The organism is Sphingomonas sp. GC_Shp_5, assembly GCF_026540855.1.
In the GTDB taxonomy this organism is placed as follows: Bacteria; Pseudomonadota; Alphaproteobacteria; order Sphingomonadales; family Sphingomonadaceae; genus Sphingomonas.
Genome location: NZ_JALNUP010000026.1, coordinates 17,503 through 32,319, shown reverse-complemented (window position 1 = coordinate 32,319; position 14,817 = coordinate 17,503). Strand labels below are relative to the sequence as shown.

Here is a 14,817-nt window from a genome sequence, read left to right as displayed (position 1 = left end):
CCTGTCCTTCACCTGCGGAAGATCCAGCTTCAGCAGGGATAACGGGGTGGGGCGGGGCCTCGGCAAAGCGCGTCTCTCAAGCACCGGCGGTAGTACGGGCTTGTTACATTTAGGACATGAACAGTGCCGCATTTGCGACACCCCTGCGCAATCATGTCAGGCCAGAAAAGCGCAACTTTACAGCGTGATCCTCAAGGTTAATCGCCGCCGCCACGCGCTGCTCCAAAGCCGGAAGCCCGGAAAGTTGCGCGAAGCCCTGCATGATTATCCGGGATCGACGATCCCCAGTAAGGACGCTTGCTTTGACCACCAGTTTCCCGTTCACGCGTAAAGCCCTGCTCCTCGGCTCCGCTCGCTGCGCGCTTGCGCTGGTCGGCGCCGGCATCGTGATCGCCTCGCCCGCCGCCGCCCAGGACGTCGCCGGCCAGGCCCAGCCGGCCGTGACCGGCACCGCCGGCGTGCAGCCCGACACCAGCGAAGCCGTCAACGACACCCAGGGCGCGACTGCCGCCTCGGCCGCGCCGAGCTCGGCAGCGACACCTGCGACCGGCGGCAGCGACATCGTCGTCACCGGCACGCTGTTCCGCCGCACCGACACCGAGACCCCGTCGCCGATCACCGTGCTCAGCGCCGACACGCTAGCCCGCGCCGGCCTCAACAACGTCTCCGACGCGGTGCGCTCGATCTCGGCGGACAGCTCGGGCTCGATCCCGACCTCCTTCACCAACGGCTTTGGTGCCGGCTCGTCGGCGGTGTCGCTGCGTGGCCTGACGGTGAACTCGACGCTGACCCTGATCGACGGGCTGCGCACCGCCAACTATCCGCTCGCCGACGACGGCCAGCGCGCGTTCGTCGACCTCAACACCATTCCCGATGCGATCGTCGACCGGGTCGAGGTGCTCAAGGATGGCGCCTCGTCGAGCTATGGTGCGGACGCGATCGGTGGTGTGGTCAACATCATCATGAAGAAGGAAATCACCGGCATCCAGGGTTCGGTGGAGGGCGGCGTGACCCAGCGCGGCGACGGCGGCGAGCAGCGCGGCACGCTGACCATCGGCCACGGCCATCTCAACGAGGACGGCTACAATGTCTACATCTCGGGCGAGTATCAGCACGACAGCGCGATCTACAACAAGGGCCGCGGCTTCCCGTACAATACCAACGACCTGACCTCGATCGGCGGGCTCAACAACAATGCCGGTTCGGCCGTCCCCGGCGCGACGACCAGCGCGATCGTCGCACCGACGACGCAGCTGACCGCGGGCGACGTGCTCTCGGGCACCGGCATCACCAGCGGACCGTGGCAGGTGCTCAATCCGGCTGGCTGCGCCGGCACGACCACCACCGTGACCGGGGCCTCGGGCACCGGCTGCGAACAGAATACTGCCGCCGATTACGGGCAGATCCAGCCCGAGCAGACTCGCTTGGGCGTCACCGCGCATGGCACCTGGCAGATCAACCCGGATGCGCAAGCGTATCTGATGGCGTCCTATTATCAGAACGACGTCAAGACGACCGGTACGCCGAACACGATCCGCTCGAGCAACCCGATCTACACCCGGAACATCGTGCTGCCGGCGACGCTGACCAGCGGCGCGCTCAACCCGAACGATCCCTATGCCGCCAACGGCGAGCCCGCGGCGATCTATTATCTGTTCGGCGACATCCCCGCGAGCAGCGAATATAAGAACCACGTGGTGCGCGCCGCGACCGGAATCGACGGCAAGTTCGGCAACGGCTGGGGCTATTCGGTCGACGCCACCGCCGCGCATTCGTGGCTCGACATGACCGAGAACGGCTACATCAACCTCGCCGCGCTCGAAGATGCGATCAACACCGGCACCTACAATTTCGTCGATCCCACGCAGAATTCGGCAGCGGTGCGCTCGGCCTTGTCGCCGACCATCCGCAGCACCGCGACCAGTGATCAGGACATGATCCAGGGCGTGATCACCAAGTCGCTGTTCAACCTGCCGGGTGGCGCGCTGCAGCTCGGCGTCGGCGGCTCGGTCCGCTACGAAGCGGTCGACGATCCCAACCAGAACGCGGACGAGGCAACGCTGGGGCTCAACGCCTTCACCGCCAAGGGCCATCATTGGGTGGAATCGAGCTACTTCGAAGTCAGCGCGCCGATCTTCAAGCAGCTCGAGATCGATGCCTCGGGCCGCTACGATCATTACAGCGAGGGCTACAGCCACTTCTCGCCCAAGATCGGCGCCAAGTTCACCCCTATCCAGCAGATCGCGTTCCGGGGCACCTTCTCCAAGGGCTTCCGTGCGCCGAGCTTCGCCGAAACCTCCGGGGCGGTGATCGGCTATACCTCGACCACGACGCCCTGCTCGTTCCAGGCGCTGCACGGCGCGACGGTGGCCGGGGACGGCAGCTGCTCGGGCGGCTCGGCCTACAACCAGGCTTATTCGCTGGGCACCAACACCACCGGCAACCCGAACCTCAAGCCCGAGCTGTCGACCAGCTTCACCGCGGGCACGGTGGTGCAGCCGACCCGGTGGCTGAGCTTCACCGTCGATTACTACAACATCAAGAAGACCCGGGTGATCACCGCCGCGCCGCTCTCCGGCGTCGCGCTGGCGGATTATTATGCCGGCACCACGCTTCCGACCGGCTACAGTGTCACGCTGGATTCGGTCGATCCCGACAACCCCACCGCGGCGCGGCGCGTGCTCTACGTCAACGGGCCGTTCGCCAACGCCGGGGGCCTCAAGACCTCGGGCCTCGATTTCGCCGCGCAGGTCCAGACCAAGCTCGCCGACAACGTCCACTTCCTGAGCCGTGCCGAAGCGACCAAGATCCTGCATTACTATTTCCAGGATGCCGTGGGCGATCCCTATGTCGACTTCGTCGGCACCCAGGCGCCGTACGTCACCTCGTCGGGCGCCGGGACGCCGGCGTGGCGCGGCAACTGGCAGAACAGCGTCGCGATCGGCAAGACCCAGCTTACCGCAACGGCCTATTACACCTCGGGCTACAAGGCGGTCGCCTACGACGCCTATAATGCCACCACCTGCGCCGACGGCAGCACCTATGGCGACGGCGACTTCAACTGCCACGTCAAGCACTTCATCGACGTCGACCTGCACGGCAACGTCGACGTCAACGACAAGTTCTCGATCTACTTCAACGTCGCGAACCTGTTCGACGCCAAGGCGCCGCTCAATGCGGGCAACTACGCCGCGGTGAACTACAACCCGACCTACACCCAGGCGGGCGCGGTCGGCCGGGCGTTCCGGATCGGCGCGAACTTCAAATATTGAGCTAACGGGGCCGTGGGCGGTACAAGCGCCCACGGCCATTCGTGCTGCTCAGAACAGCTTGAATTCCACCAGCCGCGCGGCACGGCCGGGGCGGTTGGTGAGGAGCAGGCGGACCTTGCTGGTGGTGATCGCCGGCCAGCCGAGCTCGGTGATGCCATTGGGAACCGCGGGTGCGACGCCGATCGGCAGATCGGTCCATTGCCCGTCCTGCCAGGCCTGGAGGCGATAGCGCGCCGGCGCGGCCACCGCCTTGGCATCGGCGAAGAAGGCGAGTTCGGCGGCGTGGACCGGGCGCGGCGCGCCGAGATCGACCGCGAACCAGGCCTCGCCGGTGGCCCCGGCGCTCGACCAGCCGTTGACCATCTCCGGGAAGAACCAGGTGCGGCCGTCGACCGCCTGATGGACCGAAACCGGATCGGCGTTGATCGAAGCGCTGGGTTTGGGGAAGTCGCCGCGGACCAGCTCGACCGCGAGATCGATGCGGCGCGCGATTTGAGCCGCGGGCGCACGCGGCAGCGGCACCGACAGTCGGGCGAGGCCGGGGGCTTGGGCGACGCGCGCGCCGTCCACCCACAGGCTGAGGCCCCTGCCCTGGCGATAGTGGCGGCCATCGGCGTCATAGACCACGCTCACCCGGTGGCCGTGGTAGGGCACGTCCTGGAGCGCGAACCAGCGCAGCGCCTGGGGGCCGGTGGCGGGGACCAGCGGATCGACCTCGAGCACGTCGTCGGCGCGCGGGCGCAGGCCGACGAGGCCGGTGACGATCAGGTCGACATAGCCCGAATGATCGTAATGATGGCTTCGCGGCAAGCCGACGATCGGCCGGCCGGTCTGTGGATCGTAATCCTCCTGCAGATCGGGGACGCCGTCCGCGCCATAATGGAGGTGCGCATATTGGCGCAGCAGGCGGACGTAATCGGCACGGGTGATCACGCGCTGGTGGTAATCGTGGAGGAGGTTGGCGAGGCCGGTGAGCAGCTGGGTGGTCTGGAACGGCCAGACCGGGCCGTTCCACTGGCATTCGCGCAGGCCCGTTGGCGTGTCGTAGCGATATTGCCGCATGTAATAAGGGTAGCTCGGCTCGACGGTACGCAGGCCGGCGGGGCCGGCGAGCTCGTTCGCGTCGAGGATATGACGCCAGGCGGCGGCGCGCTGGGGCGTGTCGGGCGCGAGGCCGTAGGTCCAGGGCAGATAGCCGACCAGCTCGCGGCCGCGGATCGGCGCCCAATAATGTACATGCTCGTTGTCGACCTTGTAGCGGTCGACATAATGTCCGAGCGGCTCGCTCCACAGCGCCTCGTCGAGGCGGGTGCGCAGGCGATCGGCGCGGGTGGCATAATCCTGCGCGGTGGCCGCGTCGCCGGCGAGCGCCGCGATCTGGCCGATCGCGCGGGCGTTGGCGTACATGTAGCTGTTGATCGACGGGCGGAAGGCGTCGCCGCCGCGGAAGCCGTCCTTGCCGCCCGAGGCGTCGATCGACGAGATGGTATATTCGGTGGCGTCGAGCAGCGGCTCGATCCAGTAGAGCTGCTTGGCGAAATCGTAGCGATCGTCCCACAGATTGTAGATGTGGCGCATCGCGCCGAGGTGGCGGATCGCGGCGGCGCGATCGCCATCGGCGAGGTAGCGACCCCAGACGGCATCGGCGATCGCCTCGCTGAAATGGCGATCGTTGCCGCCGCCCTCGTAGAGGAAGTCGACGTAATCGCCGGCATAGCGCCGATCACGCAGCCAGCGGGCCTCGGCGAGGTGGAAGCCGGTGGCGTCGTTGAGGCTGGCATAGGGCTCGCGCTGCCAGCCGACGTCGTCCATGAACTCGGTGGTGATATAGCCGCGGCTGCCGAGGTCACGCTGGTGCGCGCGCAGCAGCTTCCAGCGATAGTAATAGATCGCCGTCAGCTCGGCGTCCGACGAATCGAAGAAGGGGATGTTGCCCTGGTACCAGGGCGCATCGTTGCCGAAGGCGGCGCGGGCGAGACGGGGTTCGTCGAGCACAGGGCGCGGCGCCGCGGGCGGCGCGGCGGCCGTGACGCCGGCGAGGGTGCCCGCCAGCAACAGCAGGCGGGCACCCCGGCGGATCAATCCTCGAACGCCTCGACCTGGAGGCGCTCGGCGCGGAGGTAGGCGTCGGCGACGTGGCGCATCGGCGCGACGTCAACATCGCTGACGCCGCGCTTCACCAGATCGGCAAAACGATCATAGAGGCCGCGATATTCGGCCTCGGGCGGAAGCGACTGCTGCACGCCGTCCAGGTACATCTCGCTGCCGCCTTTGGAGAGGGTGAGCTGGCCGGCATCGGTGTCGACGCGGATGTCCCAGGTCTGCGGGCCGGTCTGGCGCCAGTCGAACGCCGCGACGATCGGCGTGCCGGCAGCATCGGTGAAGCGAAGGTCGGCGGCGATCGGCGCGGCGCGGTTGGCGGGCACCTCGATTGAGCCTTCGGTGAGGAAGAACGGCGGCAGGATGTGGGTCGCGATCGACAGCGCGTTGATGCCGGGATCGAACACGCCCATCCCGCCCGGCTGCCAGATCCAGGCCTGGCCCGGATGCCAGTGGCGGACATCTTCCTTCCACTCGATCGCGACCGACTTCAGCGTCTTGCCGGCGAGCCACTGGCGAGCGGGCTCGACGCCCGAGGCGTAGCGCGAATGCCAGCTGGCGAAGAGGGTCACGCCATGCGCATCGGCGATGTCGCGAAGCAGGCGGATCTCGCTCAGCGTCGCGCCGGGCGGCTTTTCGAGAAAGACGTGCTTGCCCGATTGCAGCGCGAGGCGCGCGGCATCGAAGCGGACCTGTGGCGGCTGGCAGAGCGCGATCGCCTCAAGGCTGGGCTCGGCCGCGATCATCTCCTCGATCGAGCCATAAGTGGTGCCGCGATCCAGCTTGCTGTTGTGGCTGGCGGCGGTGAACAGCTCGAAATCGGGCGAGGCGTCGAGCACCGGGATGTGCTGGTCGCGCGCGATCTTGCCGATGCCGACGATGCCAATTTTGATCGCCATGGCTCAGAGCACCTTTACGGAGACGGGCGCGGGCGCATCGACCGCGATGGGGTTGCGGACGGGGAGGCGGAACGGCGCGGCCTCGATCTCGAACACATCGCCTTCCTGGGTGGCAAAGCCCTCGGCGAACGACAGCGTCGCGGTGCCGAAGAAATGGACATGGACGTCGCCGGGGCGGCGGAACAGGTCGTATTTGAAATGGTGATGCTCGAGATTGTCGACGCTGTGCGACATGTTCGCCTCGCCCGACAGGAACGGCTTTTCCCACACCGTGGCGCCATCGCGGACGATGCGGCTGGTACCGCGCACGTCGGCGGGCAGTTCGCCGACCAGCAGCTCGGCGCCGAGCGACGCGTTGCGCAGCTTGCTGTGGGCGAGCCACAGATAATTGCCACGCTCGGTGACGTGATCGGAGAATTCGTTGGCGAGCGCGAAGCCGAGGCGCACCGGGTTGCCGTCCTCGCCGATCAGATAGATGCCGGCGATCTCCGGCTCCTCGCCGGCGTCGAGCGCAAAGGCGGGCGAGCGCAGGGCCTCGCCGGGGTCGACGAGCTGCGAGCCATCGCCCTTGTAGAACCATTCGGGCTGGACGCCCTGCCCGGCTTGCGACGGCTTGCCGCCCTCGACGCCCAGCAGGAACATCTTCATCGAGTCGGTCGGCGCCGGATTCTCGGCAGCGCTGCGATGCATCTTGTCGCGCCCCTCGGCCGAGCCGAGGTGGGTGAGGCCGGTGCCGGTGAGCAGCAGATGCGCCTCGTCGGCATGGTCGATCGGCGCGAGCAGGGTGACGGCGGCAAGATCGACCGGCTCGCCGAGGCCGGCCTGCTCGACCGCGGCGGCGAGGCCATGGCCGGCAGCGATCGCCGCCTCGGCCAGCGCAAGCGTGGTGGTCGCCCCGGTGACGCGGCGCGGGGCGCCGTCGCCATCGGTAAAGGCGGCGACACCGCGCGCGCCGGCGGCGTCACGGAACTGAACGAGTGACAGCAACACGGGGTAACTCCTCTCCTTCGGCTGGCTCGATGGCCGCCGTCGATTCTTGTCAGGCCTGCTCGATCTTGCCGTCGACGCGGCGGACGAGCTGCCAGGGATTATCGCTGCGCAAGGGGGCCGGCAGCAGCGCATCCGGCAGGTTCTGGTAGCAGACCGGGCGCAGGAAACGGTCGATCGCGAGCGTGCCGACCGAGGTGGTGCGGCCGTCCGAGGTGGCGGGGTAAGGACCGCCATGGACCATCGCATGGCTGACCTCGACACCGGTCGGCCAGCCATTGGCGAGGATGCGGCCGACCTTGCGCGCGAGCAGCGGCACCAGTGCGGCGGCGGCGGGCTCGTCCTCGGCGTCGATCAGCAGCGTCGCGGTGAGCTGGCCCTCGAGCGCGCCGATCAGCTCGGCGGCCTCGCTCATGTCGTCGACCTCGATGACGATCGACGAGGAGCCGAATACCTCGTGCGCAAGCGCGGGATCGGCGAGGAAGCTCTTGGCATCGGTGCGGAACAGCGCACCACGGGCCTGGTTGACGCCCTCGCCGACGCAGCCGCGCGCGACGCTGGTAACGGCGCTGTGGCTGCTGAGCGCATCGACGCCCTGCTCGAAGCTCGCGTGGATGCCCGGGCTGAGCATCGCCTGCGGCTGGCTGTCGGTCATCGCCGCGGCGGCGGCGGCGACGAAGGCGTCGAGCTCGGGTCCCTTGGGGGCGATCAGCACGCCGGGGTTGGTGCAGAACTGGCCGGCGCCCATCGTCAGCGACTGGACATAGGCGGGGGCGAGCGCGGCGCCGCGGGCCTTGAGCGCGGCCGGGAACAGCAGCACGGGGTTGATGCTGCTCATCTCGGCATAGACCGGGATCGGCTCGTCACGCCCGGCGGCGATGCGGACGAGGGCAAGGCCACCGCCACGCGAACCGGTGAAGCCCACCGCCTTGATGCGCGGATCGGCGACCAAGGCGCCGCCGAGCTCGTTGGTGTCGCCGGGAAGGAAGGAGAACACGCCCTCGTGGAGGCCGCAGGCCTTGACCGCGGACTGGATGGCGCGGGCGACGAACTCGCCGGTGCCGGGGTGCGCGGGATGGCCCTTGACCACCACCGGGCTGCCCGCGGCGAGCGCCGAGGCGGTGTCGCCGCCGGCGACCGAGAAGGCGAGCGGGAAGTTGGAGGCGCCGAACACCGCGACCGGGCCGACCGAGACGTGGCGGCGGCGCAGGTCCGGGCGCGGCAGCGGCGCGCGATCGGGCAGCGCGGGATCCACGGTCGCCTGGACCCAGGCGCCCTCGCGGACCACGCTCGCGAACAGCCGCAGCTGGCCGACGGTGCGGCCGCGCTCACCCTCGATGCGGCCGCGCGGCAGGCCGGATTCGGCGACGGCGCGGTCGATCAGCTCGTCACCGATCGCGACGATTGCGTCGGCAACCGCCTCGAGGAAGGCGGCGCGGTCTTCGAGCGCGAGCTCGGAGAAGCTGGGATAAGCCGCCTCGGCAAGCGCGCAGGCGGCAGCGACCTCGTCGGGGCCGGCGGAGGAAAAGGATGGCTGCAGCGTCTCGCCCGTCGCCGGGTTGATCGCGCTGAATGTGGCGGCGCTGTCGCGCTCGCTGCTGCCGATGAGGCTGGCGCCGGTAATCATGATGCTCTCCGCAATAACTCCGACAAGTACCTAGGCGGGGGTTGGCGGCGGCGCAACCCGCGGCAGGCCGGGGCTGTCGCTGTTTGGCACGGAGAGGCAGGGCAGCACGGTTAGGCGGCGACACGGCGCCGCCGGGCGCGTCAGTCCTTCCAGGCCCAGTAGAGCTGGGCGGGGGGCACGTTCCACCATTCCATGTCGTGATCGATGTTGGAGAAATGAGGGGTGAGGAAATCCTTCACCTTGGGCGAGAACTGATAGACCAGGAAGGCACCGCCGGGGCGGATCACGCGCTGGGTGGCGCTGGCGATCGCGGGGCCGACACCGGCGGGCAGCGTCGAGAAGGGCAGGCCCGAGAGCACGTAATCGGCATGATCATGGCCGTGATCGCGGACGATCTGCTCAACGTCCGCCGCCGAGCCGTTGACCGCGACGAAGCGGGAATCGGTGATGGTGTGATCGAGATAGCGGATGAAATCGGCGTTGGTGTCGATCGCGATCAGCGTCGCATCGGGCGCCATCCGCTCGAGGATCGGGCGGCAGAAGGTGCCGACGCCGGGGCCATATTCGACGAACAGCTTGCACGATTCCCAATCCACCGGGCCGAGCATCTTGCGGATCAACTTGTCCGACGACGGGATGATCGAGCCGACCATCACCGGATGCTTCAGGAAACCTTGGAAGAACATCGCGACCGGGCTGGGGACGCCGGCGGGACGAGCGCGTCGGGCGGCGGCGGTGGTCGAACTGGGCATCGGCTTCCTTGTCGTTCGTATTCCCCGCGCACGGCGAGGGCTTTGATCCCCCCGTCGCACGATTGCCGAACGCGTTTCAAGTGTGACGGTTGCGTTGCTGCGCCGAACTGTTGCACCGGGATTACGATGGAGGTGGCGATGACGACGGGGGCAAACCAATCGGGTGAGGATCGTGCGGGACAGATCGCGGTGATCTTCGTCTCGCAGCGGACCGATGAGGATGCCGCAGGCTATGGCGCCGCCGCCGCGGCGATGGGGGCCCTGGCGGCCATCCAGCCCGGCTATCGCGGTGAACGCAGTAGCCGCGACGCGGCGGGCCTGGGGATCACCGTGAGCTATTGGGCCGACGAGGCGAGCGCGATCGCCTGGCGCGATCACCCCGAGCATCACGCCATCCGCAACGCCGGGCGGGCGCGGTGGTACGCCTGGTATGAGATGGTCGTCGCCGATGTCGCGCGCGATTATGCGTGGCGGCGCGATCCCGCCTGACCGACGCGGTGTCGACGCAAAAGGGGCGGCAGGCTTGCGCCCGCCGCCCGTTGGTGGCCGATGTAACAGGCGATCGCTCGCCTACGACTTAGTTGCAGACCCGGACCCGGGCGCTGCGGCCGTAATAAGGATCGTAGCGACGCTCGGTCCAGCAGCGGCGGGCGTAGCCATAGCCATAGCCGCCGCGGTTGTAGCCATAGCCGCCGTTATAGCCGTAGCCGTCGTTATAGCCGTAGCCGTCGTAGTAAGCGCGCGGCGGCGGGGGCGGCGCGTCATAATAGCCGCGATCGTAATAGCGGCCGCGGCCGTCGTTCGCGATCGCCGCGCCGAGACCCAGGCCGACGATGCCGCCGAGCAGCGCGCCCGCCGCGACGTCACCACCGCCATGGCGATAACCGCCATGATAGCCACCGCGATAGCCGTAGCGCTGCGCGTCTGCCGGTGCTGCCGCCACCACCGCGGTCGCGGCGAGCGCGATACCCAGCCCTGCCTTCTTGATCAAACCGTTCATGCCGAACCTCCTCAACTCGTAATCGCTCGGTTCGCCTGGATAAACGCACCAAGTGAGAGCGTGTTGCAGGCTTTGCCCGAGTCGGGCTGAACCGAGGCGGAATGTGTTGTTAATCCAGGGTTTAACCATGCGCCGCTGCCGCCTCAGTACATGTGCTGGCCGCCGTTGATGCTCAGCGTCGAGCCAGTGACGAAACCGGCTTCCTCCGCGCAGAGGAAGGCGACGCCGCGCGCGATCTCGCGCGCCTGGCCGAGGCGGCCGACGGGGATGCGGGCGACGATCTTGTCGAGCACCTCGGGTGGCACGGCGGCGACCATCTCGGTATCGATATAGCCCGGTGCGATCGCGTTGACGGTGATCCCGGCGCGCGCGCCCTCCTGCGCCAGCGCCTTGGTGAGGCCATGGATGCCGGACTTGGCGGCGGCATAATTGACCTGGCCATATTGGCCGGCCTGGCCGTTGATCGAGCCGATGTTGACGATCCGCCCCCAGCGCCGTTCCCGCATGCCGGGGAAGACCGCCTTGGCCATGTTGAAGCAGCCGCCAAGGTTGGTGTCGATCACCGCCTGCCAGGCGGCATAGTCGAGCGTCATCAGCGTACCGTCGCGAGTGATGCCAGCGTTGTTGACGAGTACATCGACCGGGCCGAGTTCGGCGGCGACACGGGCGCACCCGGCGGTGCAGGCCTCGGGGTCGGCGACGTCCCAGCGGTAGGTGGCGATGCCGGTCGCGGCGGTGAAGGCGGCGGCGCGGGCCTCGTCACGCGCATAGGTGGCGGCGACAATCATCCCGGCTTCGCGCAACGCCAAGCTGATCGCCTCGCCGATCCCGCGCGTGCCGCCGGTGACGATCGCTACCCGTGCCATGCCTGCTCCCTCGTTGCCGTTCTCGCACCCTGGCCTACCGACGCCGCCCTAGCCAGCCGCCACCCAGCCCTGCAGCTCGCGGCCGATCAGCGCGCGCAGCATGTCGATGCCGACCGGCGTGTCGTTGAGGCAGGGCAGATAGGCGAAATCGGTACCGCCGGCGGCGACAAAGCTCTCGCGGCCGCGGATGCTGAGTTCCTCCAGCGTTTCGAGGCAGTCGGCGGAAAAGCCGGGCGCGAGGATCGCGACCTTGCGGATGCCTTGCGCGGGCAGCGCCGCCAGCGTCTCGTCGGTCGCGGGGCCGAGCCATTTGGCCGGGCCGAACCGCGACTGGAAGGCGACGATCAGCTCGCGGCCCAGCGCCTCGCCGAGCAGCCGCGCGGTCTTCTGGCAGTGGCAGTGATAGGGATCGCCGAGCTCGAGCGTGCGCTTGGGCATGCCGTGGAAGCTCGCGACCACCGCCTCGGGGACGAAATCGAGCGCGGCGATCTGCGCCTCGACGGTGCGCTTGAGCGCGTCGATATAGGCGGGATCGTCATGATAGGGCGGCAGGGTGCGGATCGCCGGCTGCCAGCGCATGCCGGCGAGCGCCGCGAAGGCGCGATCGTTGGCGGTCGCGGTGGTGGCGGCGCAATATTGCGGATAGAGCGGCGCGAGCAGGATGCGCTCGCAGCCCTGCGCCTTCAGCGCGGCGAGCCGCTCTGGGATCGACGGATTGCCGTAGCGCATCGCATAATCGACCAGCACGCCCTCGCCGAACGCGCCCCGCAGCGCCGCGGCCTGCGCGCGGGTGATCGCGGCGAGCGGCGAGCCGTCGTCGCGCCACACCAGGCCATAGGCATGCGCCGACTTCTTCGGCCGGGTCTGGAGGATGATGCCGCGCAGGATCGGCTGCCAGGCGATCGCCGGCAGCTCGACCACGCGCCGATCGGACAGGAATTCCCCGAGGTAGCGCTTCACCGCCTTCGCATCGGGCGCATCGGGGGTGCCGAGGTTGGTCAGCAACACGCCAACCTTGCGCGGGGGGATCGGCGGGTGATCGGCGGGAGGGGTCATGATCAGGCTCTTAGCGGCAAAGCGCGGCGCCGGGTACCGGTTGCGGAAAACAGCGCGTTGGCGATCGCGGGGGCGACCGCGGGGACGCCGATCTCGCTGACCCCGCCCGGATCCTCGGCAGACGGCACGAATTCGACGATGATGTCGGGCGTGTCGGCGAGCCGCGGCAGGCCGAGCGCGCCGAGGTGGCGGGCATTGGCGAGGTTGCGGGTGACGCCGGTGCTCGCGCCGAGCGCGGTGGCGAGGCCGAAGATCAGCCCGCCCTCGATCTGCTGGAGCACCAGATCGGGGTTGATCCGCCGGCCGCAATCCACCGCCGCGACCAACCGGTCGACCACCGGCCGGCCGCCCTCCCCCACATGCGCCTCGGCGAGCACCGCAATATAACTGCCGCGCAGGGCATGGCAGGCGATGCCCTGGCCGCTGCCCGGCACGCCGCCGTTCCAGCCGCCGAGCGCGGCGACGGTCGATAGGCAGCGCGCCAGCCGCGGCTCGCCGCCGAGCATGCCGATCCGGTACGACAGCGGCTCGGCGTTGGCGGCGCGGGCGCATTCGTCGAGGAAGGATTCGGTGAAGAAGGCGGTGTAGCCGTGGGCGCCGCCGCGCAGATGCCCGGTGGGGACCCCGATCGCCGCCAGATGATGATCGACCGCATAAGCCGGGACGCGATAGGGCGGCACCGCGCCGGCGATCGCATAAGGATCACCCGAGCGCCCGAGCGTCGCGGCGGTGGCGAGTGCCCCCGGCATCAGCCGGTGCGCGAGCTGGTGCCCGGTGGCGGGGGCGGCGATCTGGGCACGCCAGCCGGCCAACGCGCCATTGGCGGCGAGCCGCGCCGTCATCCGCGCGCGCGCTGGCGGGCGATAGCGATCGTGCAGCAGGTCCTCGACCCGCGACCAGACCAGGTTGACCGGGCGCTTGAGCCGCATCGCCAGCACCGCCGCCTGCTCGGCGACGAGCGGCTCGAGCGCGGCGCCGAACGACCCGCCGGCCATCATCGGGTGGACGACCACGGCCTCCTCGCCGAGCCCCGCCGCCGCCGCCGCGGCAGCGCGGGTGAGCCCGGGCGCCGCGGTCGGCAGCCACAGTTCAAGCCTGCCGTCGCGCCAGGCGGCCGCGGCGCTCATCGTCTCGGCGGCGGCATGGACGCCGAGGCCGACGCGATAATCGGCTGTGATCAGCCCGCCGCCGCGCAGCAGCGGCGCGACATCGCCCGCCGTGGCCATCGCCACGCCGTTTGCCGCCAAGGCGGTGGCGAGCGCGGCATCGACGCCGGCGGCGTCGACGATGCCGTCGGCGGTCTCGAACCGCGGCGCCAGCGCGTCGAGCGCGCGGTTCGCCGCCCACCAGTCGGTGGCGACCGCAGCGAGCCAGCGCGGGTTCTCGACCACCGCGACCACGCCGCGAACCCGGTCCGCCGCAGCGCGATCAACCCGTACCAGCCGGCTGTCGCCGAGCGGGGCCATGCGGATCGCGGCATGGACCATGTCGGGCAGGCGGATGTCACCGGCGAAATTGGCCGAGCCGTCCACCTTGGCGGGCACATCGAGCCGCGGCAGCGAATGGCCGGCGAGCGCGCCGGCGCCCTGCGCGCCGATCGGCGGCGGATCGGGCGGGGTGAGCCCCGCGGCGGCCTCGGCAAGCTCGGCGAAGCGCAGCTTGCGGCTCCCGTGGACGACGAAGCCCGCATCCACCGTGCAATCCGCCCAGGCAACGCCCCAGCGCGCCGCCGCGGCCTGGCAGAGCAGCGCCCGCGCGGTCGCACCAGCGGCGCGGCACGGCTCCTCGAACATCCGCACCGAGCTCGAGCCGCCAGTGAGCATCAGCCCGGCGCGCTCGGCCAGCGTGGCGCGCCAGCCGGGCGGCAGCCCGGCGAGCCCGCCGCCGAACAGCTCGTCGAGCGCCAGCGGGTTGGCGTAGAGCGGGTTGAGCGGCGCGGGCTCGACGCCGACGGTCCGCCAATCGGCGCCGAGCTCGTCGGCGACGATCTGCGGCAGCGCGGTATAGACGCCCTGGCCATGCTCGAGCTGCGGCACCGCGACGGTGACATGGCCGTCGCTGCCGATCTTGAGCCAGGCGCCGAACAGATGCTCGCCGGGATCGGCGACCAGCGTCGGCCGGTAGGTACGCGGCCACAAGGCCCAGGCGACCACCAGGCCGATTCCGGCGCCGCCACCGATCACCACGCCGCGTCTGCTGATCGCTGTCATGGATCGGGCTGTATCGAGGGTGGTACGGCGAGGCCAGTGGGAGGTCGC

Annotated in this window: 11 protein-coding genes; 2 read left to right on the top strand and 9 right to left on the bottom strand. The window is 69.3% G+C overall.

Annotated features, from left to right (window positions below):
* Positions 1-302 precede the first annotated feature (302 nt).
* Positions 303-3,272 carry a TonB-dependent receptor gene (locus tag OXR60_RS16925; protein WP_267397130.1) on the top strand — a complete coding sequence of 990 codons (2,970 nt, stop codon included), beginning with the start codon at positions 303-305 and terminating at the stop codon, positions 3,270-3,272.
* A 48-nt stretch (positions 3,273-3,320) separates the two neighbouring features.
* Here the strand turns inward: OXR60_RS16925 and OXR60_RS16920 are convergent, their stop codons facing one another.
* The 5 genes from OXR60_RS16920 to OXR60_RS16900 all read right to left on the bottom strand — a co-directional run bounded on the left by OXR60_RS16920 (position 3,321) and on the right by OXR60_RS16900 (position 9,637).
* Complete coding sequence (locus tag OXR60_RS16920; RefSeq protein ID WP_267397129.1) at positions 3,321-5,354, bottom strand: amylo-alpha-1,6-glucosidase; 2,034 nt, start codon at positions 5,352-5,354, stop codon at positions 3,321-3,323.
* Entirely contained in the window at positions 5,351-6,271 is a 921-nt protein-coding gene (locus OXR60_RS16915) for a Gfo/Idh/MocA family oxidoreductase (RefSeq protein WP_267397128.1), read from the bottom strand. The genes OXR60_RS16920 and OXR60_RS16915 overlap by 4 nt, the downstream gene beginning before the upstream one ends.
* Positions 6,272-6,274: 3 nt before the next feature.
* Positions 6,275-7,261 (bottom strand): AraD1 family protein, encoded by a 987-nt coding sequence (gene araD1, locus OXR60_RS16910; RefSeq protein ID WP_346015444.1) that lies wholly within the window; start codon positions 7,259-7,261, stop codon positions 6,275-6,277.
* 49 nt (positions 7,262-7,310) lie between these two features.
* Positions 7,311-8,885, bottom strand: coding sequence for an aldehyde dehydrogenase (NADP(+)) (locus tag OXR60_RS16905; RefSeq protein WP_267397127.1), 1,575 nt, complete (start codon positions 8,883-8,885; stop codon positions 7,311-7,313).
* 140 nt (positions 8,886-9,025) lie between these two features.
* Entirely contained in the window at positions 9,026-9,637 is a 612-nt protein-coding gene (locus OXR60_RS16900; protein ID WP_267397125.1) for a methyltransferase domain-containing protein, read from the bottom strand.
* A 138-nt stretch (positions 9,638-9,775) separates the two neighbouring features.
* Between OXR60_RS16900 and OXR60_RS16895 the strand changes: the two genes are divergently transcribed.
* On the top strand, positions 9,776-10,126 hold the full coding sequence (locus OXR60_RS16895) for an antibiotic biosynthesis monooxygenase (protein ID WP_267397124.1): 351 nt from the start codon (positions 9,776-9,778) through the stop codon (positions 10,124-10,126).
* An 88-nt stretch (positions 10,127-10,214) separates the two neighbouring features.
* On the opposite strand, the gene OXR60_RS16890 is transcribed toward OXR60_RS16895, so the two are convergent.
* From OXR60_RS16890 to OXR60_RS16875, 4 genes are all read right to left on the bottom strand, one after another.
* On the bottom strand, positions 10,215-10,637 hold the full coding sequence (locus tag OXR60_RS16890; RefSeq protein ID WP_267397123.1) for a hypothetical protein: 423 nt from the start codon (positions 10,635-10,637) through the stop codon (positions 10,215-10,217).
* 143 nt (positions 10,638-10,780) lie between these two features.
* Positions 10,781-11,503 carry an acetoacetyl-CoA reductase gene (phbB, locus tag OXR60_RS16885; protein ID WP_267397122.1) on the bottom strand — a complete coding sequence of 241 codons (723 nt, stop codon included), beginning with the start codon at positions 11,501-11,503 and terminating at the stop codon, positions 10,781-10,783.
* Positions 11,504-11,551: 48 nt separating this feature from the next.
* Positions 11,552-12,559 (bottom strand): ferrochelatase, encoded by a 1,008-nt coding sequence (gene hemH, locus OXR60_RS16880; protein ID WP_267397121.1) that lies wholly within the window; start codon positions 12,557-12,559, stop codon positions 11,552-11,554.
* A 2-nt stretch (positions 12,560-12,561) separates the two neighbouring features.
* On the bottom strand, positions 12,562-14,769 hold the full coding sequence (locus OXR60_RS16875) for a molybdopterin cofactor-binding domain-containing protein (RefSeq protein WP_267397120.1): 2,208 nt from the start codon (positions 14,767-14,769) through the stop codon (positions 12,562-12,564).
* Positions 14,770-14,817: the final 48 nt, after the last annotated feature.

What these genes read in the sequence shown, in the direction of transcription:
- OXR60_RS16915 (WP_267397128.1), bottom strand. Translation starts at nt 6,271, where the DNA reads ATGGCGATCAAAATTGGCATCGTCGGCATCGGCAAGATCGCGCGCGAC.
- OXR60_RS16905 (WP_267397127.1), bottom strand. Translation starts at nt 8,885, where the DNA reads ATGATTACCGGCGCCAGCCTCATCGGCAGCAGCGAGCGCGACAGCGCC.
- OXR60_RS16900 (WP_267397125.1), bottom strand. Translation starts at nt 9,637, where the DNA reads ATGCCCAGTTCGACCACCGCCGCCGCCCGACGCGCTCGTCCCGCCGGC.
- OXR60_RS16895 (WP_267397124.1), top strand. Translation starts at nt 9,776, where the DNA reads ATGACGACGGGGGCAAACCAATCGGGTGAGGATCGTGCGGGACAGATC.
- OXR60_RS16890 (WP_267397123.1), bottom strand. Translation starts at nt 10,637, where the DNA reads ATGAACGGTTTGATCAAGAAGGCAGGGCTGGGTATCGCGCTCGCCGCG.
- phbB (WP_267397122.1), bottom strand. Translation starts at nt 11,503, where the DNA reads ATGGCACGGGTAGCGATCGTCACCGGCGGCACGCGCGGGATCGGCGAG.
- hemH (WP_267397121.1), bottom strand. Translation starts at nt 12,559, where the DNA reads ATGACCCCTCCCGCCGATCACCCGCCGATCCCCCCGCGCAAGGTTGGC.
- OXR60_RS16875 (WP_267397120.1), bottom strand. Translation starts at nt 14,769, where the DNA reads ATGACAGCGATCAGCAGACGCGGCGTGGTGATCGGTGGCGGCGCCGGA.